We start from the raw sequence: 25,506 nt of genomic DNA, 5'->3' as shown, positions 1-25,506 counted from the left end.
CCAATTATAATACTTCAGGTGCCAATGAGATTATTTTCATGAAGTTATTGGCTCTCAATTCACGAGTTACTGAACCAAAAATTCTTGTTCCCACTGGATTTTTATCATCTTTTATAATTACAGCTGCGTTATCGTCAAATCTGATGTAACTTCCATCAGCTCTTCCCAATGGTTTAGTTGTTCTTACGATAACAGCTTTTACTACATCACCTTTTTTAACCATACCGCCCGGTTGTGCAGATTTAACTGAGCAAACTACGATGTCTCCGATAGCTGCGTACTTTCTTTTAGTACCACCTAAAACTCTTATTACTAGTAGTTCTTTTGCACCAGAGTTATCTGCAACTCTCAAACGACTTTCTTGTTGAATCATAAAATTCTCCTTTCGTAATAAGAATTACTTTGCTTTTTCTATAATTTCTACAAGTCTCCAGTTCTTTGTTTTAGAAAGAGGTCTTGTTTCCATTATTTTAACTTTATCGCCAATACCAGCGATGTTTTCTTCATCGTGTGCTTTAAATTTAGTTGTTTTTCTTAATTGTTTACCGTATTTAGGATCTTTGACAAGTGTTTTAACTTCTACAACAATTGACTTATCCATTTTATCTGAAACAACTATACCAACTATGGTTTTTCTCATATTTCTTTCCATAATTGTTAAGCCTCCTTACCAATGTTTAGCTCACGTTCTCTAATAATAGTCTTAATGCGAGCTATATCTTTTTTTACAAGTCCTATCATCATAGGGTTTTCTAATTGCCCAGTAGCTAATTGAAAACGTAGATTAAACAATTCACTTTTAGATTGTTCTAATTGTTTTTGTAAATCTTGATCTGATAGATTACGAATTTCTTTAGTTTTCATCAGCTTCACCGTCCTTTTCTCCGAACTCTTCACGAGCTATAAATTTAGTTTTGATAGGTAGTTTGTGTTGTGCAAGTCTCATAGCTTCACGAGCTACATCTTCAGGAACACCTGCCATTTCAAATAATACTCTACCTGGTTTAATTACTGCTACCCAATATTCTGGAGCTCCTTTACCTGAACCCATACGAATACCGATAGGCTTCTTTGACACTGGCTTATCTGGGAAAACTTTGATCCAGATGTTACCGCCTCTTTTTATATATCTTGTCATCGCACGACGTGCTGCTTCTATTTGATTAGCTGTTAACCAACAAGAACCTAACGCTTGTATACCATAATCACCGTAAGTTAAAGTATTGCCTTTTAATGCTTTACCTTTCATTCTGCCTCTGTGAACTCTACGGTATTTTACTCTTTTAGGCATTAACATAGAATATTTCCTCCTCTCGAATTAGTTTTTAGCTGCTTGGGATTTACCTTTTCTGTTATTGTTTCTTCTTTTTTTGTTTTTGTCGTTCTTTTTGTTTTTGTAAACAGGTAAATCTTCTTCTGTCATACCAGGTAACATTTCACCTTTGTATAACCAAACTTTAACACCAAGCTTACCATAAGTTGTGTCTGCTTCTGCAAATCCATAATCGATTGCAGCTCTTAGAGTTTGAAGAGGAATAGTTCCTTCGCTGTATCCTTCGCTTCTTGCCATATCAGCTCCACCAAGTCTACCAGAAACCATAGTCTTAATACCCAAAGCTCCTGCTCTCATGCTTCTTTGCATTGTTTGTTTCATCGCACGTCTGAAAGAAATACGTCTTTCTAATTGACTTGCAATGTTTTCTGCAACTAATTGTGCATCTAAGTCTTGGAACTTAATTTCTTCTACATTTATGATTAATTTCTTACCTGTTAATTTTTCTAATTTATTTTTTAATTCTTCAACGCCAGCACCTTGACGGCCAATTACCATACCAGGTTTAGCTGTGTTGATAGTTACCTTGATTTTGTTTGATGCTCTTTCGATTGAAACACTGCTAATACCAGCGCTGAAAGATTCTTTCTTGATTAGTTCACGAATTTTGTGATCTTCAACTAGATAATCACCAAAATCTTTTTTATCTGCAAACCATCTTGAATCCCAGTCTTTGATAACACCAACTCTTAATCCTTTAGGATTAACTTTTTGACCCATCAGACTCCTCCTTATAATTCTCTTTCTTCTACAACTACGCCAACATGACTTGATCTTTTAAGGATTGGATAAGCCATTCCTTTAGCTTTTGGTCTCCATCTTTTCATTACTGGAGCATTATTAGCGTATGCTTGTGATACAAAAAGATCTTCTCTGTTTAATCCAAAATTGTGTTCTGCGTTTGCAATTGCTGAATTTAGCACTTTTTCTAAAATTCTAGCACCTTTTTTAGGAGTGAATTTCAATATAGCAAGGGCTTCATCAACTTGTTTACCTCTAATTTCTTTGCATATAAAGTTAACTTTTAGAGGAGAAATACGTACATATTTCGCTATAGCTTTAGCTTGCATTGTCATACCTCCTTATATTAATTACGAACCTTACTCGTTTTTTCGTTTTTAATGTGACCTTTGTATGTTCTTGTAGGAACAAATTCTCCTAATTTATGACCAACCATATCATCAGTAATATAAACAGGTACATGCTTTCTTCCATCGTGAACTGCAATAGTGTGACCTACGAAGTTAGGGAATATTGTAGAACGACGTGACCAAGTTTTAATGATCTTCTTTTCATCGTTTTTGTTAAGTTCTTCCACTTTCTTCATTAAGTGTTCATCGCAGAAAGGTCCTTTTTTAAGTGATCTACTCATTCTATCCCTCCGTTATTTCTTTCTTCTTCTTACAATGTACTTATTAGACTTTTTGTTTTTCTTACGAGTCTTAAGTCCAAGTGCTGGTTTACCCCATGGAGTTGAAGGAGCAGGTCTACCGATAGGTGCTCTACCTTCACCACCACCGTGAGGGTGATCTACTGGGTTCATTGCTGAACCTCTTACGTAAGGTCTCTTACCTAAGTGTCTGTTACGTCCAGCCTTACCGATTGTAACCAATTCGTGAGAGATATTTCCAACTTGACCTACAGTAGCTTTACAGTCAAGGTGAATTAATCTAAATTCTCCTGATGGTAATCTTAATTGAGCAAATTTACCTTCTTTAGCCATAAGTTGTGCTTCAGCACCAGCTGTTCTAACTAATTGAGCTCCTTTGCCAACTTTCATTTCAATGTTGTGAACTGTAGTTCCTACTGGAATGTTTCTCAATGGAAGAGCATTACCAGGTACGATATCTACGTCAGCACCACTTTCAACTACATCTCCAACTTTTAGTCCTACTGGTTGGATGATGTATCTTTTTTCACCATCTTCATATTGTAACAAAGCGATATTTGCTGTTCTGTTTGGATCGTATTCGATTGATTTAACAACAGCTTTGATACCGTCTTTATTTCTCTTAAAATCTATAATTCTATATTTTCTCTTAGCTCCGCCGCCTCTGTGACGAATAGTTACTCTACCATAAGAGTTTCTTCCGCCAGATTTGTTCAAGCTAACAGTTAATGATTTTTCAGGAGTAGTTTTTGTGATTTCATCAAATGATAAAACACTCATACCACGTACACCGGCAGAAGTCGGTTTATATTTTTTTATTGCCATGTTTTTACCCCCTTAATTACATTCCTTCGAAAAATTCAATTTCTTTTGAATCTTCTGTTAATGCAACTATAGCTTTCTTCCAATCAGATCTCTTACCACTGTGAGCGCCCATTCTTTTAACTTTTCCTTTAACGTTCATAGTGTTAACAGATTTTACTTTAACATCAAAAATCTTTTCGATAGCGTTTCTGATTTCTATTTTATTAGCATTTTTGTCAACTTTGAAAACATATTTCTTGTCTTCCATTTTTTCCATAGAATCTTCAGAAATAATTGGTTTCAAGATAATATCATATGGTGATTTCATTATTGAAACACCTCCTCAAGAATTTTAACAGCATCAGTTGTAATAACTAATGAGTTGTATTTCAAACAATCATATACATTGATTAATTTAGCTTCACAAATAGCTACATTTTCAATATTTCTAAATGATCTGTAAAGTGTATCATCATTTTTATCGATAACTACTAGAGCTTTCTTGTCTGCTTTAATATTCTTTAATACTTCAACAGCTTTTTTAGTGCTAATAGCATCTAAGTTTAATTTATCTAAAACGATCATTTCGTTGTCATTAACTTTTTCAGTTAATACTGATTTGATTGCAAGTCTTCTAACTTTTTTAGGAACAGCGTAGCTGTAATCTCTAGGCTTTGGAGCGAATACTACCCCACCACCTCTCCATTGTGGAGATCTGATAGATCCTTGTCTTGCTCTACCTGTACCTTTTTGTCTCCAAGGCTTTCTTCCTCCACCTCTTACCTCACTACGAGTTTTAGCAGATTGTGTGCCTTGTCTTTTATTAGCAAGTTGGTTTTTAACTACTTCGTAAACAACGTGCTCATTAACATCAACGCCGAAAATGGCTTCATTTAATTCTAATTCTCCAACATTTTCTCCTTGTTGGTTTAAAATTTGAACTTTAGGCATGTTTCATCCTCCTTCCTATTTTGACTTAATAGCTTCTCTAACAGTAACTACTCCACCTTTGTTTCCTGGAACAGCTCCCTTAATAAGAAGTAAGTTTCTTTCATTGTCAACTTTAACAATTTTCAAGTTTTGAACAGTTACACGGTCGTGACCCATCTTTCCAGAACCTTTACGTCCTTTGAAAACTCTTGCTGGATAAGATCCGGCACTTCTTGCACCTGCAACTCTGTGTGATTTAGAACCGTGTCCCATAGGTCCTCTTGAATAGTTGTGTCTAACTATTGCACCTTGAGTTCCCTTACCTTTTGAAATACCGATAACATCCACAACGTCTCCGTCTTGGAAAATATCTAATTTGATTTCATCGCCAAGGTTAAATTGTTCGTCATCATTAATTTTGAACTCTCTTAAGTGTTTCTTGAATGAAACGCCTGCTTTGCCAAAATGACCTCTCATTGGTTGGTTTACATGTTTTTCTTTCTTTTCAATGTAACCAACTTGAATTGCGTTATATCCTTCTTTTTCTTTAGTTTTGATTTGTGTAACAACCATTGGACCCGCTTCAATGACAGTTACTGGAACAACTCTACCGTCTTCGTTGAAGATTTGAGTCATTCCGATTTTTTTACCTAAAATACTCTTCATTGAGTACACCTCCTATAGTGTGATATCCACATTAAAATTTACTTACAGCGGATTGCTTTACAATCATACTAAGATTAAAGTTTAATTTCGATATCTACGCCGGCAGGAAGGTTAAGCTTTTTAAGCGCTTCCAATGTCTTTGCGTTAGGATTAATGATATCGATTAATCTCTTATGTGTTCTTTGTTCGAACTGTTCTCTTGAGTCTTTGTACTTGTGAACAGCTCTTAAGATTGTAATAACTTCTTTTTCTGTTGGCAACGGAATAGGACCTGAAACTTTAACGTCAGTTCTCTTAGCTGCCTCAACGATTTTTTGAGCTGATTGATCGATTAATTCGTGATCATAAGCTCTTAGTCTGATTCTGATTTTTTGATTTGCCATTTAGGCACCTCCTCTAAATTTTTGAAGAAGCGTCTTGCTGGGTTATGTTCATACACCCTCCCGGGTGTACAGTGACCTAAAATTTAAAAAACTTTTTTAAAAAGTTTAACCCATCGCCCTAATCGTGTAGGACTTCTCGGTGAAAATTACCTCGGAAGATTAATCACGTTTCCCGAGCAACCTTCCACTTCTACGCTTACTAACTTTAGGCACAACTGGTATTATACATTGTCTATACAACAATGTCAACACCTTTTTGAAGTTTTTTTGTAAAATTTCAATATTTTTACGAAAAATTTGTTTCCTTCCTTATTATATAATAAAAGGGCGGGGAGTAAAAGTTATATTCTTGCTGAACGCATTTCAAAAAACAAAAATAATTTAGCACGAATATCTGTCTCCAAAAATAAACAAATTCAAAGCTTGTGAACCTAAAATCTCAAGTGCGAGCTTCGCTCTGGCACGAGTGAGATTTTTTCACGGTTCACTTCGCTAGAATTTGTGATTATTTTTTACGAATGATATTCTTAGCTAAAACTATTTTTGTTTTTATTGCTAAGAAGTGTCGTCAGTAATTTTCGGTAACATTTTTCGTTTTAACTTGCGACAAATTTTCATCCAACAATTTTCGTTTTAACTTTCAACAAAGTGTTGTTAATAATTTTTTTAATATTTAGTGAATAATATTCTTTAAATCTGGGTATATAAAGTATATCAACAATTTAAGGAGGTGTTAGTATGGTAGAAGAAAAGAAATCAGTTGATTGGATGTCTCTTATTACAGGTATTTGTTTTATTATAGTTTCATTCATAGCTTTTAAAAATCCATATGCCAGCTTAGCGAGTCTGGTGATTTATTTTGGAATAATTGCAATTGTTAAAGGCGTAGGCGGAGTTTTAATTTATAAAAATATAAAAGATTTTACAAGTCTGAACATAAAATCATTCTTTTGGATAAGCATAATAGATATAATACTTGGCCTCATTCTTGTTTTTAATGTCCAATCTGCTGTATTGATCATTCCGTATGTGTTCTCGATTTGGTTTATTATCGATTCAATCAACGATATTAGTTTCGGAAGATATCTAAGGTTTGTTCCAGGTGGACTTTACCATCTTAATATCATAATTAATATTATTACTTTAATTCTTGGAATTATGATGTTGTACAATCCTTTAAGAGCATCTTTTACGGTTGTATTTTTAATTGGAATGTATTTGACAATATCTGGCGTTAAATATATTGCATATGCTTTCAAACATGAGTATTAAAAAAATCGTCTCAAAATGATGTGTGCCATCTTTACCGGGTCATCCAGTAAGGATGGTACATATCAAAACGAGACGATTTTTTATATTTTAATGTTAACCCATTTACCTTGTCTAAATCTGATTGAATTGAACATGTATCTAGAGAATTGGTCGGAGAAGATTCCTAGCCATATTCCCACGATTCCCATTTCAAACACAGATACAAGGATGTATGTTACTACTGTCCTTATGATTGTTACACTTATGATTGAAGAGATTAATGTGTATTTTACATCACCTGCTGATCTCAAACATCCTCCGTAGATGATTTGTGAGATTTGTAGAAGGACTATTACTGTGATGAATCTTGCGATGATTTCTCCTGTTTCTATGATGGAGAGTTTGTCGAAGAACAAATGGAATATTCCTTTTCCAAATAACAACAATATCAAAGATAGTACAAGAGATATCATAAGTCCTATTCGTTGGCAGACTTTGCCGTAAATCTTGGCGTTTTCTTTCTTGCCAGCGCCAAGGCTTGATCCTGTTAGAACGACTGCTGCAACTTGCATCCCGTCTGCGAACGCAAAACAAATGCTAAGAAGATTCATTCCTACGTTGTGTGCTGCAAATGTGTCAGTTCCTAGTCCTGCTGCCATCAATGCTGTTGTCAAGAATCCGATTCTCATGGCTATATTTTCTACGAACAAATTGGTTCCAAGTTTGACGATACTTGTGAATACTTCAACTGTTGGTTTGATTTTCTTCTTGAAAATGTATTTGATTTGTACGAAACCATCTTTTCTGAAAAGAGATCTGATGCACATAATACTACTTACGACTGTTCCAAGTACTGTTGCAAGCGCTGCTCCTGAAACTTCCATCTTCGGAAAACCAAAATTACCACCTATCAAACAGTAGTTGAAAAATATATTGACAATACTAGACACTAAGTTGGTCGTGAAGGCAATTCTCGTGTTTCCTGATCCTCTTTGTGCTGCATTTATCGCCATACTGACTACGGAAAAAAGCATTCCACCCATTATTATTCTGAAATAATTCAATGCATCAGTATGCGTGTCTGAGTTACTTCCTGCAAGTCTCAATATGCTATCTGAAAAATACACCATCAAAGTGCTTATCACAACTGTTAGAACAAGTCCCATGATAATCGCTGTGACAAGTATTCTGTTTGCTCCTTCTTTGTCTTCTTCACCGAGACGTCTAGCTACAAGTGCTGATGTTGCGATGTTTATGGCGAAAAATATCGACAATGCTATAAATTTAGGTTGGGTTGTAAGACCTACGGCTGCTACTGCAGAGCTTCCAATCGAAGACACCATGTATGTGTCGATAATTCCTGCAAGTGCAATGAAAAAGCTCTCCAACACCGACGGCCACGCCACCTGTATCGCTCTTTTGTAAAAATTCTTATTCTTCATCTAATCATCCATTCTAAAATTCAATCTAATTCAAATATCTAAAAATAAAATTATATATTACATCATACTCTTAATAAAAAATTAATACAAGTTAGCGTGTTTTAATTCTTACAGTTGAATACTCCTCAATAGTATATACGACCTCAAATCCTAAGCTCAAAAATAAATTCAACGAAGGATTACAGGTACCAATATTGTCATATAGCTCATCTATGTCTAATTTTTTTGCCAAATCAATCAAAAACATCAACCCTTTTTTCCCGTAGCCGTTGTTTCTGTATTCATCTTTTACAATTAAACTGCAAATCCACCTATCATCTTCCTTATATATACAACATTCTCCTACAGGCTTGTTGTGACCCATAATGTAATAGTAAAATCTGTCGTCAGAATTTATCCATTTGTCATACCAATTTCGCCATTTGTCTTCTGAGAAATCAATAGCTCCGCCGTATTTTTCATTGAAACTCATCGTCTTTTCATCCGCCAACAATTCTTGTCTGAAATTCATCTCATCAAATTCAGGAATCACAAAATCACATTCGTAGTCTTCATCAATCATAGAATACATACAAGAATCTGCCACGCCTTGGTTGTTTGTAGCTGATTTTCTAAGACAACCTTCGTATTTCATGTTTGCGTTTCCCATCACCTTGCCACTTGCAGAGTTTCTCCTGTCGTGTGTGGCTTCAACTCTTACGGCGTGTTTTTCTTCAAACAAATATTTTAGCATTAGTTTCAAAGACTCTGTCATTATTCCCTGTGACCAATAATCGTATGCCAAGCAGTAGCCAATAGCGTAAGTTTTTGGATTTTCTTTGATTAAACTAGCTGATATACAACCAATGTTTTCATTGTTAGTGTTGCAAATCGCAAAGTAGATATTCTTGTCATCATTTATCCATTGTTTTATGATTTTTTCTGATTCTTTTATTGATGTGTGAGGCTTCCATGTCAAAAACTTCGTAACTCTACTGTCACTTGACCAATTTTCAAACATTTTTTCTGCATCATTTATTGTAAATTTTCTCAAAATTATTTTGTCAGTTTTCATAATCGCACTTCCTTTTTTTATATAATATCACATAATTTTCTTTCAATTATACACCTAATTTAGCGTTTAAAACAATTGTGAAATTTCGTTGACGGGTTTTGTTATATATTATACAATTAAATAGCGATAATATTTATCTCTAATAATATCAGGAGGTGAACTAATGAGTTCAGAAGGAGACAATTGTTGTTGCGAAGTCGTAACAAAAGAAAGCCTTATCCAAGGATTTACTGGTGAGGTTATCGGTACATTTTTGATGTGTTTTTTGGGAATTGGCGCTGTAGCAACGGCTACTTTATATCAAGCTCACACCGGTCCATTCCAAGTTGGTATGGTTTGGGGTCTTGCAATCGCTATTGCAATTTACACTACAAGAAATTTATCCTGTGCGCATTTTAATCCTGCAGTTACATTTGCAATGTGTATTTCAAAAAGATGTTCATGGAAGAATTTCCCAGTTTATGTGCTTGGACAATTCGTAGGAGCAATCTTGGCAGCTAGTGCATTGTGGGTATTCTTCGCAGATTCTGTGAAGAAAAGTTTGGATGCAGCGAATGTGACAATGGATGTGGCATCCCCTGCATCAAGTATTTGGTGCGAAGTGTTCCCTAACACAGCAAACGGCGTAATCAGTATGCCTGTTGCCGCATTTGCCGAAGCGCTTGGAGTTTTCATTTTGGTTATGATAATTTTCTCAATGACTGAAGGTTGCAACGTAGGTAGACCGAGCGATGATATTTTCCCATTATTCATCGGTCTAACAGTAACAGCATTGATTTGTACAATTGGACCTATGACTGATGCAGGTCTCAATCCAGCGAGAGATTTCGGCCCAAGAATCGTGGCATATTTCGTTGGATGGAAAAACGTTGCATTCTCAATGGATGCATTCATCGTTTATGCGCTTGCACCATTAATCGGTGGCGGTTTGTCGGCGATTTTGTTTACAAAGTTTATCGAACCAATGCAAAACAAGAAAAACTGCAGCTGCAATTAATATTAATAACAATAGGAGGTTTTTATGGAAGATATTAGAAAACAAGTATCAGAGTATTACAGCAACATAACTACAGAAAAAGAAGGACAAATGGAAACAAAAATCTGTAGTTGTCAAGATAATATGCCTGATCATTTGAAAGAAATAAGAAGTATGATCAACCCTGAAATCATCAAAAGATTTTACGGATGTGGCTCCCCTATCCCACCAGCATTAGAAGGATGCACTGTATTGGACTTGGGATGCGGAACTGGATTGGATGTTTACATTGCATCTAAATTAGTTGGAGAAAATGGAAAAGTAATCGGTGTCGACATGACTGATGACCAATTGAACTTCGCTAAGAAATACCAAGACGAAATGGCTGAAAAATTCGGCTACAAGAAATCAAACGTAGAATTCAAGAAAGGCTACATCGAAGATTTGAAATCAATCGGAATCGAAGACGAATCAATCGATGTTGTAATCAGTAACTGCGTTATCAATCTTTCTCCATTCAAGGAAGAAGTGTTCAAAGAAGTGTGGAGAGTATTGAAAAAAGGTGGAGAATTATATTTCTCAGACATTTTCGCAGACAGAAGAGTTCCAGATAAAATCTACCAAAACCCTGTATTGCGTGGCGAATGCTTAGCAGGAGCAATGTATGTCGAAGATTTCAGAAGACTTTTGAGAAAAATAGGCTGGGAAGATTTCAGATACACTAAAACAACAAAAGCTCCAATCGAAAACAAGGAAATTGAAAAATTAGTTGGTAATGTTAACTTCACATCAAGAACTGTAAGAGCAATAAAATTGCCAGGAATTATTGAAGATAAATGTGAACAATACGGACAATTTGCGACATATCGTGGAGGAATGGTAGGCTGCGACAACTATTTCGACCTAGATGACCACCACAGATTTTTCGTAGATTTGCCAATGGCAGTGTGTGGAAATAGCTGTGCAATGGTACAAGATACAAGATTCGGAAAATATTTTGATGTAGTCGGCGACAGAAGTAAACACTTTGGTTTGTTTGACGGTTGTGGCGACGCTCCTACCACTTCTGCAGGCGACTGCTGTGACGGCGGATCTTGCTGCTGCTAACAAAAACAAAAGCTGTGAGTTTTCTCACAGCTTTTTTGATTGCGCAAAATCATGCTTTAATATATTTAGTTGCCCTTCCACTACCTATTTGTTTGATTAAATGTGTGTCTTTTAATTCTTTTAAGGCTCTTTCAATAGTTCTTTGAGAAATGTCTGGACAAATCATAACTATATCTGACTTTGACAATGGTTTCAGAGTTTTTTCGAAAACTTTCATGATTCTATCAGCAGATGTCAAAGATTTCTCTCCTATTAGTCTGAATCTTTCATCACACTCGAAATATGCTTTGTAAATAACAGATAACATATATTTGATAAATGGCAACTCGTTATTTTCTCCAGAATGCCAATTCTCGCTCGATGCTTGTAATTGTTCATAATACATATCCTTAGTATCTTCAATTATCATTTCCAAGGAAATATATTTCCCTACAAAGAACCCATTTTTGTATAAAAGTAAAAGCGTCAACAGCCTTGACATTCTTCCATTTCCGTCATAAAAAGGATGAATACACAAAAAATCATGCACCACAACTGGAATTAACAACAGTGGTGGTACTTTTAATTTTACTGCTTCATCATAAGCACTTATCATCTTATCGATATAATTTTCCGTTTCAAATGCAGATACTGGTTGAAACCTTATTTTTTTCTCTCCAAATGCATTTGTTTCCACAATGCTATTATCGATAGTTTTGAATTTCCCCTTATGATTTTCAGAAGAGTAATAATACAACCTACTATGAAGAGTCAAGATATTATTTTTCGTAAGGTCAATATCCGTATAATTTTCGTGGATAATATCCAGCACTTCCCTATATCCATATATTTCCTCTTCATTTCTATTTCTAGGCTCACTTTTTTTATTCATCAATTCTTCTAATCTACTATCATTTGTAGAAATTCCTTCGATTGCATTAGAAGATTTTGTCGACTGAATCTTCGCAACCTCCACCATCTTTTCAAGTACATCAGAAAAATTTGCTACATAAAGTTCCTGTTTGCCTTTATATTCGTAAATTTTTGATATCAAATTGTACATATTTGCAGGAATATTTAGATTTAATAATTTTGAATAATCAAATTCTCTCATACATTCTCACCATCTTTCTCGCCATTATACCATAAATGGCGTAGATAAATCAATAATGGCGAGATTAATCTCGCCATTATTATCGATTTGGCGTAGATAAATCAATATTGGCGAGAAAAAAATTTTATTACTACAATTTCTTGCTCCAATATATTTTCAAAATCAGTGTTATAATTATTTGTGCAATGGATACTGCTGTAAGTGCGATGAACACTTCATAGTTTACATAAGACATGACGCAGGCGATTACTGCTATGACTAATGACAATATTGGTACGATGTTTTTTCCAGATTTCATTCTAATTAATATTTCACGTTCGTCTGTTTCTTTTGTATACATTTCTTTTAGATATTTTTCATCTCTGTAGGCTCTTATCAAACATCCCATGTAAAATACGCAAACTAGTTCTATTCCTGTGAAAAATCCCAAAACATAGTCCGTTCTATCTGTAGTCTCTAGTGATATATCTTTCAAAAAGTCCGCTCCTAGAACAATAGCTAAGAGAGCTATGACGCAAAATACTACTAGCAAAGATATTCTACGCGCTATTTCTTTTCTATAGTTTTGTAAGTTTTTCATTTAATCGTCCTCCTCCATTGTAAATATGTCTTCGATTTTCATTTCGAAAAATTTGGCTATTTTGAATGCAAGCGGAAGTGATGCGATATATTTTCCGTTTTCTATCGATGTGATAGTTTGTCTTGTCACTCCAACTTCATTCGCCAATTCTTCCTGAGTAATTTTGTTTTCTTTTCTTAATTGGGAAATAATATTTTTCATTTTTTCTCCTTTGCAAAGTTCACTTTACATTTTTAGTATAGTATGCTTTACATATTTTGTCAAGTATGCTTTACATTTTTGAAATAAAAAAACTACGAGCCTTATCACCCGTAGTTTTCGTTTTAAATATCAAATTAAATTATCTGTATAATCCACCAACTGATTTTAAATTAGCGTTGATGATTTCCATTACTTTCTCGTAAGCTTCTGTTGATGACAATTCGATGTTTTCAAGCGTTCTTCTTTCAGAAAATTCTACGATATCTTCAGCAGCTTTCTTACCGACTGTTATTCTTAGTGGAATTCCTATCAAATCACGGTCGTTGAATTTTACTCCTACTCTTTCTTTTCTATCATCAAGTAGAACTTCTACTCCTTGAAGAAGTAATTTTTCGTAAAGTTTTTCTGCAAGAGTGTTTTGTTCTTCATCTTTTGTGTTAACAATTGTGATGATTACATGATATGGAGCTACAACTAAGGGCCAAATCATTCCCTTGTCGTCGTGGTTTTGTTCTACAATTGCGCTGACACTTCTTGTTACGCCGATTCCGTATGATCCCATCCAGAAGAATTGTTCTTTTCCATTTTCATCAAGGAATGTAGCGTTCATGCTCTTGGAATATTTTTGTCCCAATTGGAAGATATTTCCAACTTCGATTCCTCTTTTGAATTTCAATGGAGATTTTGTTTCAGGGTCAATATCTCCCTCTTGTACCATTAACAAATCTTCCACGATTTCTCCTTCGAAATCATCCCCATAGTTTACATTTTTTATGTGGTAGTTTTCTTCATTCGCTCCAACGACGAAGTTTTTCATTTGCTTAACTCTTGAATCAATTATGATTCTACAATCTAATCCTATTGGGCCTGTAAATCCTGGTGAACTGTTCAATGCCAAGATGTCTTGTTCTTCCATCATTTCTATTTCGTGTTCCGGACATTTCAAATAACTTACAAGTTTGGACATGTTAAGTTCACGATCTCCTGGTATGAACACAATTACAGGTTTTCCTTCTACCATCAAATCCACAGCCTTCAAGCAATGCGCTGCGTCAACATTCAGAAAATCACTTACTTCTTCAATTGTTTTGCAGTTTGGTGTGAGGACTTTTTCTGATGAAAGTTTTTCTACATTTTCATCGTTTACTTGATAGTACACGTATGCTTTTTCATCTGTTGCTGCGAAATCACTGTCATCGCTGTAGCAAATCACACCTTCACCTACATCACTTAATGCGATAAATTCGTGTGAACTGTTGCCACCCATTGCGCCACTGTCTCCAGCTACGATTTTGTATTCCAAACCAAGTCTGTTGAATACAACTTCATACGCTCTCCACATGTTCATGTAAGCTTCACCCATAGCTTCTTCGTTGACATCAAATGTATAAGCATCTTGCATCAAGAATTCTCTGGAACGATTGATTCCAAATCTCGGTCTTTTTTCGTCACGGTATTTTGTTTGGATTTGGTAAATATTAAGTGGAAGTTGCTTGTAGCTTTTGATTTCACCTTTTACTAAATCTGTAAAATATTCTTCTGCTGTTGGTCCAAGGCAGAATTCACGATTATTTCTGTCTTTGAGCTTGAACATTTCTGGTCCAAATGTCTTCCATCTTCCAGATTCTTCCCAGATTTCACGAGGTTGAGTTATTGGCATGTGAATTTCTTGTGAACCGTAGTTGTCCATTTCTTCACGAACGATGTTTTCTACCTTTCTTACAATTCGATATCCCAATGGCAAATAACTGTACAATCCTGCTGCTGTTTTTCTAATCATGCCAGCTCTTAATAGAAGCTTGTGGCTTGCTATTTCTGCATCTTGTGGATCCTCTCTTAAAGTTGGCATATAAAATTTATTCATTCTCATAATTTATAAGTTCCTTTCTTTTAGTAGTTATATGTATCTAAAAAAAGATCCCTCGTCACGAAGACGAAGGATCGCTATACCACTTCTAGTTTGTTAGTTATAAGGTGACAACCCTATGATTTTGACATAATCTCCGAGTTAGGTTCATTCTATCGTAAATGAAAGTTTCCACCTTACACTTTCTCTCTGAAAAATCGTATAGAACTAATATTCTCTTCATCGATACATTAGATTGTATCAGAATAGAATGTTTTTGTAAAGATTACTATTTTATTTTTTCAATAATTCTTGATTTTGTTTCAAAATTATTGTCTGTTCCTGTGAATGAAGAATCTTTTACTGCCAAATCACTCATTGCATCTATTATGTCTTTGAATTTGTTCAAATCTTTTGTTTTGTTGGATAATTCATCAATTCCTTTTTCTTTGTATTCTTTTAATTTGGAACTAAATTCTTTTTGTCCAGAAGAAAGCTTATCGCTTCCTGATTTTAATTGTCCAGTTGATGAATCTAATTGTCCAAGTCCATCGTTTAACATATTGATTGCATTACTCATTGGAATGATTGCCTTGTCATTGATTTGTGACAATGAAGATAAAAGAGTTGATTGTTTATTGAACTCTTGCAATCCACCAGATAATTTCTTAGAGCCTTCAACTAATGCACTTGAATTCTTATCCAATTCTTCCATTCCATTTAAAAGCATTGTCATTGCTTGTTCGTTTTGCAATGTTCCTTCTTTTAATGATTGTGATCCACCTTTGATTTGACCTGTTGCATCGTCAAGTTTGTCGATGGAATCCTTTAATGTTGATAATCCATCTGCGCCATTTAATGCGCCACCCATTTGTCCCAATCCTTGTGATAATTTGTTGGAAGAATCCACAAGTTTTGATTTGGATTGATTCATAGCAGCTGATGTTCTCATAAGTGCATTTGATAAATCGGCGTTACCTTGGGACAATGCACTTGAACTTTGTGCTAATTGTGCCAATGCTGCTTGTAGTTTTTGTTGCCCAGCATTTTGTGAACCAGCATTTCTGATTGATTGTGCTTGAACGTACATTAGATTTTTTTGTGCTTGAAGATATGCAATTGTGTCGCTTAGTTGTCCATCTCCATTTTTTGCTTGTAATTGTTGGATTGCGTTGTTCAATCCTTCGGCAGATGTTTCAAGTCCAAGGGCTATTTTTTCTGCGTTTGCACTTCCATCAGCACCACCTGCAAGTTGTGCTACTTGTTGTAGTTTTTCGTTGAATTGTGCGCTTGAATCTTTTAATTGTTGAGATTTTCCAGAAATTTGTTCAACTGTATTTGCTAATTGACCATAACTTCCTGCCAAACCATTCAATCCATTTGATAATTGAGTTGATTTTTCAAGTAATTGGTCTTTTTGTGCGCTCATTTGTTTCATGTTTTCAGTTCCTGCTCTTAATTGTGAAGTGGCATCTTTTAATTTGCCAACTCCATTGTCCAAATCAGTCGCACCTTTCGCTAATTTTTCTGATCCTTCTTTGATTTTGGCTGTGTTTTCTTTGATTTTTCCAACTGCAGCTGTGTAATCTGAAACTCCGTTGTATAGTTTCAAGCTACCGTCATTCATTTGAGCTATATATCCTTGGATTGGGCCTACTTTCCCTTGTATTCCTGAGAATTTGCCTTGCATTTGTTGTGTTGATGATGCAAGTTTTTGTGAACCATTGTGTAGTTTGGTAACTCCTGTTTGCATTTGTGAAATTCCTGAGTTTAGTTTGTCTTGTCCTTCAGATAATTTAACTGATGCATCTACAAGTTTTTGTGAATTATCTTGTAATTCTTTAACACCGTTTTGAAGTTTATCCAATGAATCGATGTTTTTCTTTTCTTGGAAAAATTCATTAGTGATTACAGAATAGATTTCTACTGGTTTGTAGTCCTTGATGTCCATTTCAACTGAAACTTCGTCTTTGAATTTGTTCAATTCTTTGTCTTCTACAATCCCACTCAAGTTTTGTTTCATGCCTGGTGTCATAACTGTAGTTACTATTTCATTCTTGCCGTCTTTTACGATTTTAACATCGTCTGATGATACGTTGTTTACTTTTTCATCGTCAAATGTCATCGCAGCAACTACAACGTATGGTGAGTATACATTTCTAGACTGTCCGTCGATTGTTTTCTTTTCGTATCTGTTATTTTTAGAAGTGATTACAATCTTCAAATGACCAGATTTTCCTTTCAATTCAGAAGCTTTCATTTCTTTTCCATCCAAGAAATATTTTACAGATACATCCACTGGAAGTTTCTTGTCTGTATCACCTTTGTAGTAGATGTCTTTTTTGTTTTCATCTAATTTCAAATATCCGTTTTCAGATTTTAACATTTTATCTGTTTTCAAATCTTTTACATTTGTCAAATTAGATTTGTCGTTTGCTTTTATATTTTTATCTGAATTTAACCACACAGAAACTGACTTGTCTTTGATTTCATTACCTTCTACTGTTACATAAACAGTTTCTGATTTTTTGATTAAATCTTGTTGTTCTGCAAATGATAAATTAGCAAATGTCATCGAAGAAATTAATGACAACGCTAAGATTTTTTCGATATTTTTCTTCATGTTTGTACTCCTTTACGCTAAATTTTTAGTTGTTTTCTTGATAAATGGGAATGTAACACTCAATATTGCTGGAAGTAATATTATAATTACAAGCATACTGATGATTGCTCCCCTAGCAAGTAACGTACATATTGTGGATACTATTTCCATTTTTGAATAAATTCCTACGCCAATTGTAGCTGCCATGAATGATAAGGCACTTGTAACAATTGATTTGGAAGTTTCTTTTACTGATGTTTTCAACGATCCATTTACATCTTTGCTCTTTCGATATTCGTACAAGAATCTGTCCGTCATTAATATAGAATAATCTATCGTCGATCCCAGTTGAATTACGCCGATTACAATAGATGTGATAAATGGAATTGTTTGATTAAAGTAGAACGGGATTGCCATGTTGATTTGAATAGCAAGTTCAATCGCCGCTATCAATACAACTGGAATTCCAAATGATTTGAAAGATATTGCGATGATTATGAATACTGCGATTAATGATGCTATGTTAACCATCTTGAAATCTTGGTCAGAAATATCTGTCAAATCGTCTGTAAGAACAGCTTCGCCTGTCAAATATCCGTCCTTGTCGTGTTTTGCAATTACATCACGCATTTGTGTGATTTGTTTGTTCACCTCTTCAGATGCTGTTTGGTATTTTGAATTAACCATAATCATTTCGTAGCCGTTTTTTACGAAATTATCTCTGAGTTTATCTGGTAAGAATGTTGCAGGAATTGTAACTCCAGTAATTGAGCTTGTTCCAACAACTGAATTTATTCCGTCGATATGTTTTAATTCATCGATCATAGAATTCATAGCAGTGTTAGATAAATTGTCTTTTACGACGATAAAATGAGTACTTGCCATGTTGTAGTCTTTTTTCATTTTATTAAGAGATACAATGGAGTCCAAATCTTGTGGCAATGATCTATCCAAATTGTAGTATAATTTTGTGTTTACAGATCCATAAATCGCTGGAATAAATAACACTACAAATACCATTGCCAACACTTTTCTCTTGTCTACGACGAAATTTGGTAATTTGTTAAATTCTGGAAGTAATACCTTGTGATTGTATTTGTCCACAGCTTTTTCTGTAAGAAGTAGCATTGGTGGAAGAACAATCAAAGTAGATAAAAGTCCGATGAACACGCCCTTGCTCATTACAAGTCCAATGTCTTTACCCAAAGACAATCTCATCAATATTAAAACCAAGAATCCTGCAAAAGTTGTAAGTGAAGATGAGAAAAGAGATGAGAATGTCGCCTCAATTGCCTTTGCCATAGCCTTTGCGTGTGAATCTCTCTTTTTCTTTTCCGCTGCATATCTGTGATACAAGAAAATCGAATAATCCATCGTTACAGCAAGTTGCAACACTGCTGCGATTGCCTTGGTAATGTAGGATATTTGTCCCAAAAATATATTAGTCCCAAAATTATAAATAACAGCATATCCTATATTCAACATAAACACGAATGGAATTACAGTCGATTCATTCGTCAAGCTCAACACCACAAGTCCAAGTGCCACAGCAAGCATTACATAAATCGGCGTTTCCTTGTCAATCAAATCCTTCGTATCTTTTACAAGAGCGCTAATTCCGCTCAAATATTTTTGTTTCGATTCGATTTTTTTGATTTGTTCGATTGCCTTCATAGTTCTCATTGAAGATGAGGATTCGCTAAATTTAACCATCATCAACGTACTATCTTTTGCGTAGAACACATCTCTAATATCGTCTGGCAAAAATTCGTTGGGAACAGTCGGCCCAATAATCGAAGTCTTGGAGATAACATCCTCAACCCCGTCGATTTTTTGCACTTGTTCTCTCAATTTCTCGGCATCATTGTCACTGCCTTCTAAAATCAACATCCCAGTAGCTGCGTTTTTGAAATCTTTATCCAAAATAGATTGACCTTGTGTTGATTTCAAATCAGTTGGCAAATAAGACAAAATATCGTAGTTGATATTTGTAGCCTTATAACCAATTATTGATGGAATCAACAACAAAGTCATAACCAAAAGCACTAGCTTGGGATGATTAGCTATAAATTCTGAAAATTTCTTCATGTAAATCACCCTTATCTATTTAAAATTTGTTTAATCACCTCAACCAAAACAGACTTCATTTCATCAATTGATAAAATAGAATCCTTTCTGATTGCAAGTTTGCAAGTTGAAATCACAGTTTCAATCGTCAAAGAAAGAATATATAATTTTTGTGAATCAGAATATTCCTTTGAGAACAACTGTGAATACTTGTTCAAAATGTATTTCAGTGTAGTGTCCGCTTCGGCAAATCTTTCTTCATTTTCAACCTTCGCATACAACGCCCAGTTCAAATTGCTCGCAACAAGTTCAAACTCAAAAGGATGAGCAATGTAATAATCAATAATATAATCCAAAAAACTAATAAACCTTTCAACATGATCTTCTTGCGTGCATTTTTTCTCGGCTTCAAGCACCAAATCAACAACCTTTGACAGGACGATTTGTTCCTTCAAATCTTCCTTGTCCTTAAAATACGAATAAAAAGTTCCCAATCCCAAATCAGTGTTATTCATAATATCCCTGATAGTCGTCTTCTCAACGCCCTTTTTCTCAAACATCTTGATTGCAGATTGGATTATTTGTAATTTATTATCCTTTTTCTTTTCATCCAAGTACGACACAACTAACCTCCTTTCATCTATTGAACAACGTTCATTTCTTTTGACGTTTTTTATTGTACCACTTTTTTGAACTATGTTCAACAATTTTGAAAAAATTTTTTTATTTTTATTTTTATAATTTAAAACATTGAAAATCCAACATTTGTTTTGCAAATTTCGTTTTTATTTGATATTTTTTAATTTCATAAAACAAAATTTTTGAAATTTTGTAACATTTTTTTATAAATTTTCCGGGGTTGGAGTTTGATGTAAATTTGGGCAAAAAAATTCCGTGGAAGCATCCCACGGGATTTTTTGTAATATTTTATTTTATATTCATGATAAAATCTCTTTTTTCCATAATTTCTTCTGTTTTTGGACCATAAGAAACATAAGAGATTTCTGTGTCTAATTCTTTTTCGATAAATGTCATGTATTTCAAGAAGTTTACTTCAAAGACATCATTCCAACCGTCAAATTCTTTGTAGATTGGTTTTGCTTTTTTGAAATCATTAGAAATGAATGGCATTTTTTGTTCAACTCCATCAATTTCATATCCAACGCATACTTTTACTTTGTCGTAGCCGTTTAATACGTCTGCTTTTGTCATGACAATTGAGTTGATTTTGCTTTTTTTGATTGCATAACGTAATTGTGCAAGGTCAATCCAGCCTACACGTCTGTTTCTTCCAGTTGTTGCTCCGAATTCATTGCCTAATTTTCTAAGCTTGTCAGCTTCTTCATCGAACAATTCTGTTGGGAATTCTCCTTCTCCAACTCTGGATGTGTATGCTTTTACAACTCCCATGATTGTGTCATCATCAGTCAATGTAACATCTGCACAAGATGCGCTGTAGGCAGTTGTTGTGCTTGATGTAACGTATGGATATGTTCCTGAATCTAAGTCAAGCATGATTCCTTGTGCGCCTTCGAAAAGAACTCTTTTGTTTTTGATTTCATCTTCAATTTCAGATGCTGATGTAAATGTAACGCCCAATTTTAATAATTGGTCGAACTTGTCAAGCAAATAATTTACTGTTTCATCGACATCGATGTGCATTTTGCCTTCGTAGATGTTGTTTTTCAAGTAAACTATTTCTTCAACGCGTTCTCTTAACAATTCATCGTCAAACAAATCAATAATTCTAACGTTTTGTCTTGCAGCTTTGTCTTGATAAGCAGGTCCGATACCTCTTTTTGTAGTTCCGATAGGATTTTTTCTCATAGATTCCAACAATCCATCTTCTTCTTTATGGTAAGGTAGAACGATAAATGTTTCTACATCGACCATAAATCTCTTGGAAATTCCTGGAAAATCAGCTTCCAAAACCTTCAACTCTTCAATCATTTGTTCTAATTCGATTACCATTCCTTTTGCCAAAAATCCCTTAGAATCTGTGTCAAAAGTTATAGATGGTAGTAAATGATGTACGTATTTTTTGTCTTTAAAATAAATAGTATGTCCTGCGTTGGCTCCACCAGAAGATCTTACAATAATATCATTAAATTGAGAAAAATAATTTACAACCTTTCCCTTACCTTCGTCTCCCCATTGTGCGCCAATTATCGCTAATTTATTCATAACAACTTCCTTTCAAATTATTAGATTCATTTAACTGTTAAGTTAACTACAAATCACAACTACTAATTATACCATATTCCGCCATTTAAAAATAGTATGAAAACTGTAATTTGACTGATTTGTTATTTTAAATTATTCTTTCATTTATATTATACACCAAGTTATATCTAATTCTGATACCAACAAAAAAGTCCTCACCAAATCTCTACCAAAATCCAATGAGAACTTCGCTATGTTACGATAAGAATATTTCAATTTGCTATTAAATCATATTAAAATTAAGAAAATTACGTAACCAATTATCAAAGACAAAATTATGCCAATTTTTAACTTTTTTGATATTTCCGATAAAAATATATTTGCGGCAAGGCTAAACATATTTATTCCCACTAAAAGAATCAATGTGATTTTTGGTAATTCAATATTTTTCTTGTTAACTATAAATATTAAAATTACTGTTATTAAATAAATTAATTTGCATATTCCAGATAAGTACTTTCTTCTCATTCTTCTCCCTCTTGATAGTGAATATTCTTATCACTTATATATTAATTTTCGATTTCTCATTTGTCAATAAAAAAACTAGCTATTTCTAGCTAGATTTTCTCTCAATATTCTCTTTTAATAATATCCACGATTTCTTTCTTGTAATCGTCTGTATTTGGATAGCCCACAATGAAATATCCCTTGTCTTTAACTTGACCGACTATCATTTGGTTTCTGTATAATTTGTTCTCTCCAGTTCCCAAATATCTCATGTCTGTCACAAAACCAATTATAATTCTTTTCTTGTCAGTCAATTTGTATTCTTCTTCATAATCTTTCATCACAGAAAAAGCCATGATTTCTCCTGCAACACCATCATCAATCGACAATCCATCAAGGCATGCTATAAGAACGTCTGCTTCTTTTAGCTTCGCCATGTCATTTCTTGCGATGTCGATGTCTGTAATTGTAGCATCATTGTCTTTTTTGTTGTTGATCGAATCATTTCGTTGTGGCACATACAAATCAATGTCCACTTCTTTCTCTATAAATCTCGCCAAATCTTCAGTCCAACGAAACATTGCGTCGTTGAAGAAATGCGATGCAAAATATCCTTTCATTTTTCACCTCAATTAATTCTATCATAAAACCCGTCCGTAAAATTTTAGTTAAAACATTAACCCTGTGTTCAAATAATTGAAACAATGTGTTTATATGTGGTATCATAAAAATATATTTTAGGAGGTTCTCAATATGGAAAATTTAGATTTTTTACAAGAAATTTTAATGACTTCTTCTCCATCTGGCGACACTAAAGTCGTTATGGAAAAAGTTAGAAAAAAATTCGAAGAATTAGGAAAAGTTGAAATCAACTTCACTAACAAAGGTGCAATGGTTGTTACTCTTAGAGGAGAAACTGACGAAAAACAATCTACATTCGCAGCTCACGTGGATACATTGGGATTAATGGTTAAAGAAATCAAACCTAATGGAAGATTAAAAACATTCTTAGTTGGTGGTTACGCATACAACTCTGTTGAAAATGAATACGTAACTATCTCTACAATGTCTGGCAAAAAATACACTGGAACATGCTTAAACGACAAACAATCAGTTCACGTTTATGGTCCAGAAGCTAAAAGCAACGAAAGAAATGCCAAGACAATGGAAATCAGAATTGATGAAAAGGTAGAATCAGCCGAAGATGTAAAAAAACTTGGAATCAACGTTGGTGATTTTATCTATTTAGATTCAAGAACACAATTAACAGAAAGTGGATTCGTAAAATCAAGACACTTAGATGACAAAGCTTGCGTATACGTATTGTACGAAACAGTAAGACATTTTGTAGAAAACAACATCACTCCAAAACACACTCTTAACTTCTTCATCTCAAACTACGAAGAAGTTGGCCACGGTGCATGTTACGGAATTCCAGAAGAAACTGATGAATTCATCGTTGTTGACATGGCTGCTCCTGGAGACGGACAAACATCTTCTGAATTCAAAACAACAATTTGTGCAGCAGATTCTTCAGGCCCTTACGATTTGGAATTAAAAGAAAGATTAGTTAGAATTTGTGAAGAAAATAATATTCCTCACGCAGTTGACATCTACCCATTCTACAGTTCAGACGGATCAGCAGCATTAGAAGCAGGATATAATTTGAGAGTTGCTTTGATTGGCCCTGGAGTTGATGCATCACACGCAATGGAAAGAACTCACCAAGAAGGATTACAAGCATCTATCGATTTGTGTATAAAATACATCGAAGACAAGAAATAAATCACATTTTACTTTCAATAAAAAACCAAGAACGTATTGATAATCCAATACATTCTTGGTTTTATTTTTATTATTCTAAAATTAGTAAATCAACCTTTTATATAAATTTTCTTTGCAACCATTGATATAGCAACAACACCAATACCAATAAATAAATATTTGTTCATTGATTTTACACTAAATGCCCGCGAAAAAACGAATGATCCAAATGGTATTGTTTGTTATGAAAATTCTTTCATTGACAAATTATCTTAATATCTCATATGCCTATACCGTCAAATTTTAAACGATATATTTATTAATATATTCTAAAAATATTATTATAAACTTCTTTTTCGTTTAATTTTACCATGTTTCTTTCTAAGACCTCTCCTTCTCTTAGCCCAATAATCTTTATCGTACTATTTGAATTAGTCTGCTTTATTATGTCATTAGCTAATTTATATATAGATATTTCCTCTCCAATATCAAAGTTAAATACCCCATTTTCGCATATATTGTTGTAAAAATCATTCCATGTAAAAATAAAACTACTTAAATTAGCTGTAATTTTTTTTATATTTTTATCAGTTACCGTAAGTGGTAAATTGTTTTCAGCCTGTTCCTTAAAAATATTATAAACTGAACCTTTACTTTGCATTATAAACGGGAATCTGACTGATTGTATTACTTTTCCAGCAATTGTAATTTTTTTTAGTATATTCTCAACTTCTTGTTTGTCCTTTCCAAAAAAATTAGTTGGATTATACGCTTCATCACTGGAAAGAAAAATAAAACGTTTTAAATATTTCGAATCGAGCATTCTGTAGGCAAGTTTTATTGTTCCACTGACATTACTATTATGATAGTACTTATTATAGATTTCGTTGTAATAAGTGTTTTTCAGCACAGCTGCATGTATGATTACAGTTGGCTTTAATTTTTCGATAATATTTAGTGTATATTCATCATATATATCGAGTGGAATAAATTTAATGTTTTCATATTTAATATTTTTTTCCAAGATTGCAATGTCATTTTCATTAATATCAACAGCTATAATATAATCATCTTTGTCTATGTAATACTTTAAAAGTTCTCTGCCAACAGTTCCACATACTCCTGTAATAACTACTCTCTCATTCATATTCGTCAGTCTCCTTCTAATTACTCTCCATGAATTTCTCTTATCAATTCAATCGTCTTTATGTCTATATCTTCAAATAAAAGATTCATCGGTATATTTTTACAAAACAATCAGAATTGGTCAGCTTTTTGATTATCCTACAAAAGTTGGAACTTAATATAATTCTTCATTGATATTTTTGATTATTTCAAAAAATTCCA

Annotated in this window: 29 protein-coding genes; 4 read left to right on the top strand and 25 right to left on the bottom strand. The window is 33.9% G+C overall.

Features of this window, described 5'->3' with window-relative positions; genetic code table 11:
- Positions 1-4 precede the first annotated feature (4 nt).
- The 12 genes from rplN to rpsJ all read right to left on the bottom strand — a co-directional run bounded on the left by rplN (position 5) and on the right by rpsJ (position 5,506).
- Positions 5-373 carry a 50S ribosomal protein L14 gene (gene rplN / locus ACU68Y_RS07770; RefSeq protein WP_002836120.1) on the bottom strand — a complete coding sequence of 123 codons (369 nt, stop codon included), beginning with the start codon at positions 371-373 and terminating at the stop codon, positions 5-7.
- A gap of 24 nt (positions 374-397) precedes the next feature.
- Positions 398-652: a 30S ribosomal protein S17 gene (gene rpsQ / locus ACU68Y_RS07765; protein WP_002837391.1), complete on the bottom strand. Its 255-nt coding sequence runs from the start codon at positions 650-652 to the stop codon at positions 398-400.
- Between the two features lie 5 nt (positions 653-657).
- Positions 658-864, bottom strand: a complete 207-nt coding sequence (gene rpmC, locus ACU68Y_RS07760; RefSeq protein WP_002836118.1) for a 50S ribosomal protein L29 — start codon at positions 862-864, stop codon at positions 658-660.
- A complete protein-coding gene (rplP, locus tag ACU68Y_RS07755; protein WP_002836117.1) occupies positions 854-1,297 on the bottom strand; it encodes a 50S ribosomal protein L16 in 444 nt (147 codons plus the stop codon). The genes rpmC and rplP overlap by 11 nt, the downstream gene beginning before the upstream one ends.
- 21 nt (positions 1,298-1,318) lie before the next feature.
- A complete protein-coding gene (gene rpsC / locus ACU68Y_RS07750) occupies positions 1,319-2,053 on the bottom strand; it encodes a 30S ribosomal protein S3 (protein ID WP_002837360.1) in 735 nt (244 codons plus the stop codon).
- Positions 2,054-2,064: 11 nt separating this feature from the next.
- On the bottom strand, positions 2,065-2,403 hold the full coding sequence (gene rplV / locus ACU68Y_RS07745) for a 50S ribosomal protein L22 (protein WP_002836114.1): 339 nt from the start codon (positions 2,401-2,403) through the stop codon (positions 2,065-2,067).
- A gap of 17 nt (positions 2,404-2,420) precedes the next feature.
- Positions 2,421-2,705: a 30S ribosomal protein S19 gene (rpsS, locus tag ACU68Y_RS07740; RefSeq protein WP_002836113.1), complete on the bottom strand. Its 285-nt coding sequence runs from the start codon at positions 2,703-2,705 to the stop codon at positions 2,421-2,423.
- Between the two features lie 12 nt (positions 2,706-2,717).
- Positions 2,718-3,548 (bottom strand): 50S ribosomal protein L2, encoded by an 831-nt coding sequence (rplB, locus tag ACU68Y_RS07735; RefSeq protein WP_002837367.1) that lies wholly within the window; start codon positions 3,546-3,548, stop codon positions 2,718-2,720.
- Positions 3,549-3,564: 16 nt separating this feature from the next.
- On the bottom strand, positions 3,565-3,855 hold the full coding sequence (rplW, locus tag ACU68Y_RS07730) for a 50S ribosomal protein L23 (RefSeq protein ID WP_002836110.1): 291 nt from the start codon (positions 3,853-3,855) through the stop codon (positions 3,565-3,567).
- Positions 3,855-4,478 (bottom strand): 50S ribosomal protein L4, encoded by a 624-nt coding sequence (rplD, locus tag ACU68Y_RS07725; protein WP_002837375.1) that lies wholly within the window; start codon positions 4,476-4,478, stop codon positions 3,855-3,857. Before rplD ends, rplW begins: the two co-directional genes overlap by 1 nt.
- 15 nt (positions 4,479-4,493) lie before the next feature.
- On the bottom strand, positions 4,494-5,123 hold the full coding sequence (gene rplC, locus ACU68Y_RS07720) for a 50S ribosomal protein L3 (protein ID WP_446755816.1): 630 nt from the start codon (positions 5,121-5,123) through the stop codon (positions 4,494-4,496).
- Positions 5,124-5,197: 74 nt separating this feature from the next.
- A complete protein-coding gene (gene rpsJ / locus ACU68Y_RS07715) occupies positions 5,198-5,506 on the bottom strand; it encodes a 30S ribosomal protein S10 (protein ID WP_002836107.1) in 309 nt (102 codons plus the stop codon).
- A 738-nt stretch (positions 5,507-6,244) separates the two neighbouring features.
- Here rpsJ and ACU68Y_RS07710 point away from each other — a divergent pair.
- Positions 6,245-6,778, top strand: a complete 534-nt coding sequence (locus ACU68Y_RS07710; RefSeq protein ID WP_002837362.1) for an HdeD family acid-resistance protein — start codon at positions 6,245-6,247, stop codon at positions 6,776-6,778.
- Between the two features lie 80 nt (positions 6,779-6,858).
- Here ACU68Y_RS07710 and ACU68Y_RS07705 read toward each other — a convergent pair whose 3' ends face one another.
- Both ACU68Y_RS07705 and ACU68Y_RS07700 read right to left on the bottom strand, forming a co-directional pair.
- Positions 6,859-8,199: an MATE family efflux transporter gene (locus ACU68Y_RS07705; RefSeq protein ID WP_002837389.1), complete on the bottom strand. Its 1,341-nt coding sequence runs from the start codon at positions 8,197-8,199 to the stop codon at positions 6,859-6,861.
- A gap of 91 nt (positions 8,200-8,290) precedes the next feature.
- A complete protein-coding gene (locus tag ACU68Y_RS07700; protein WP_094202423.1) occupies positions 8,291-9,253 on the bottom strand; it encodes a GNAT family N-acetyltransferase in 963 nt (320 codons plus the stop codon).
- A 163-nt stretch (positions 9,254-9,416) separates the two neighbouring features.
- Between ACU68Y_RS07700 and ACU68Y_RS07695 the strand changes: the two genes are divergently transcribed.
- On the top strand, positions 9,417-10,250 hold the full coding sequence (locus ACU68Y_RS07695) for an MIP/aquaporin family protein (protein WP_446755817.1): 834 nt from the start codon (positions 9,417-9,419) through the stop codon (positions 10,248-10,250).
- 24 nt (positions 10,251-10,274) lie between these two features.
- Complete coding sequence (locus ACU68Y_RS07690) at positions 10,275-11,336, top strand: methyltransferase domain-containing protein (protein ID WP_446755818.1); 1,062 nt, start codon at positions 10,275-10,277, stop codon at positions 11,334-11,336.
- 49 nt (positions 11,337-11,385) lie between these two features.
- Here ACU68Y_RS07690 and ACU68Y_RS07685 read toward each other — a convergent pair whose 3' ends face one another.
- The 10 genes from ACU68Y_RS07685 to ACU68Y_RS07640 form a co-directional block, all read right to left on the bottom strand.
- Entirely contained in the window at positions 11,386-12,429 is a 1,044-nt protein-coding gene (locus tag ACU68Y_RS07685; protein WP_446755819.1) for a Fic family protein, read from the bottom strand.
- Between the two features lie 130 nt (positions 12,430-12,559).
- A complete protein-coding gene (locus ACU68Y_RS07680; protein ID WP_446755820.1) occupies positions 12,560-13,009 on the bottom strand; it encodes a hypothetical protein in 450 nt (149 codons plus the stop codon).
- The gene (locus tag ACU68Y_RS07675) at positions 13,010-13,210 is read right to left on the bottom strand and encodes a helix-turn-helix transcriptional regulator (protein ID WP_002837368.1); all 201 of its coding nucleotides are present in this window, start codon (positions 13,208-13,210) and stop codon (positions 13,010-13,012) included.
- Positions 13,211-13,349: 139 nt separating this feature from the next.
- Positions 13,350-15,080, bottom strand: a complete 1,731-nt coding sequence (locus ACU68Y_RS07670; protein ID WP_446755821.1) for a proline--tRNA ligase — start codon at positions 15,078-15,080, stop codon at positions 13,350-13,352.
- A gap of 265 nt (positions 15,081-15,345) precedes the next feature.
- Entirely contained in the window at positions 15,346-17,679 is a 2,334-nt protein-coding gene (locus tag ACU68Y_RS07665) for a hypothetical protein (RefSeq protein ID WP_446755822.1), read from the bottom strand.
- Between the two features lie 12 nt (positions 17,680-17,691).
- Positions 17,692-19,746: an efflux RND transporter permease subunit gene (locus ACU68Y_RS07660; protein ID WP_446755823.1), complete on the bottom strand. Its 2,055-nt coding sequence runs from the start codon at positions 19,744-19,746 to the stop codon at positions 17,692-17,694.
- 11 nt (positions 19,747-19,757) lie between these two features.
- Entirely contained in the window at positions 19,758-20,348 is a 591-nt protein-coding gene (locus tag ACU68Y_RS07655) for a TetR/AcrR family transcriptional regulator (protein WP_446755824.1), read from the bottom strand.
- Between the two features lie 304 nt (positions 20,349-20,652).
- Positions 20,653-21,909, bottom strand: coding sequence for an adenylosuccinate synthase (locus ACU68Y_RS07650; RefSeq protein ID WP_002837377.1), 1,257 nt, complete (start codon positions 21,907-21,909; stop codon positions 20,653-20,655).
- 267 nt (positions 21,910-22,176) lie between these two features.
- Entirely contained in the window at positions 22,177-22,416 is a 240-nt protein-coding gene (locus ACU68Y_RS07645; RefSeq protein WP_446755825.1) for a hypothetical protein, read from the bottom strand.
- A 101-nt stretch (positions 22,417-22,517) separates the two neighbouring features.
- The gene (locus ACU68Y_RS07640; RefSeq protein WP_446755826.1) at positions 22,518-23,015 is read right to left on the bottom strand and encodes a nucleoside 2-deoxyribosyltransferase; all 498 of its coding nucleotides are present in this window, start codon (positions 23,013-23,015) and stop codon (positions 22,518-22,520) included.
- Positions 23,016-23,148: 133 nt separating this feature from the next.
- Here ACU68Y_RS07640 and ACU68Y_RS07635 point away from each other — a divergent pair, with 133 nt between their 5' ends.
- Positions 23,149-24,180 carry a M42 family metallopeptidase gene (locus tag ACU68Y_RS07635; protein ID WP_316517192.1) on the top strand — a complete coding sequence of 344 codons (1,032 nt, stop codon included), beginning with the start codon at positions 23,149-23,151 and terminating at the stop codon, positions 24,178-24,180.
- Between the two features lie 298 nt (positions 24,181-24,478).
- Here the strand turns inward: ACU68Y_RS07635 and ACU68Y_RS07630 are convergent, their stop codons facing one another.
- Positions 24,479-25,306, bottom strand: coding sequence for a polysaccharide biosynthesis protein (locus ACU68Y_RS07630; protein WP_060790833.1), 828 nt, complete (start codon positions 25,304-25,306; stop codon positions 24,479-24,481).
- Between the last annotated feature and the right edge of the window lie 200 nt (positions 25,307-25,506).

The sequence above is a fragment of the Finegoldia sp. P1-F-LS genome (assembly GCF_052932205.1).
This window is presented reverse-complemented; position numbering and strand designations above follow the sequence as displayed.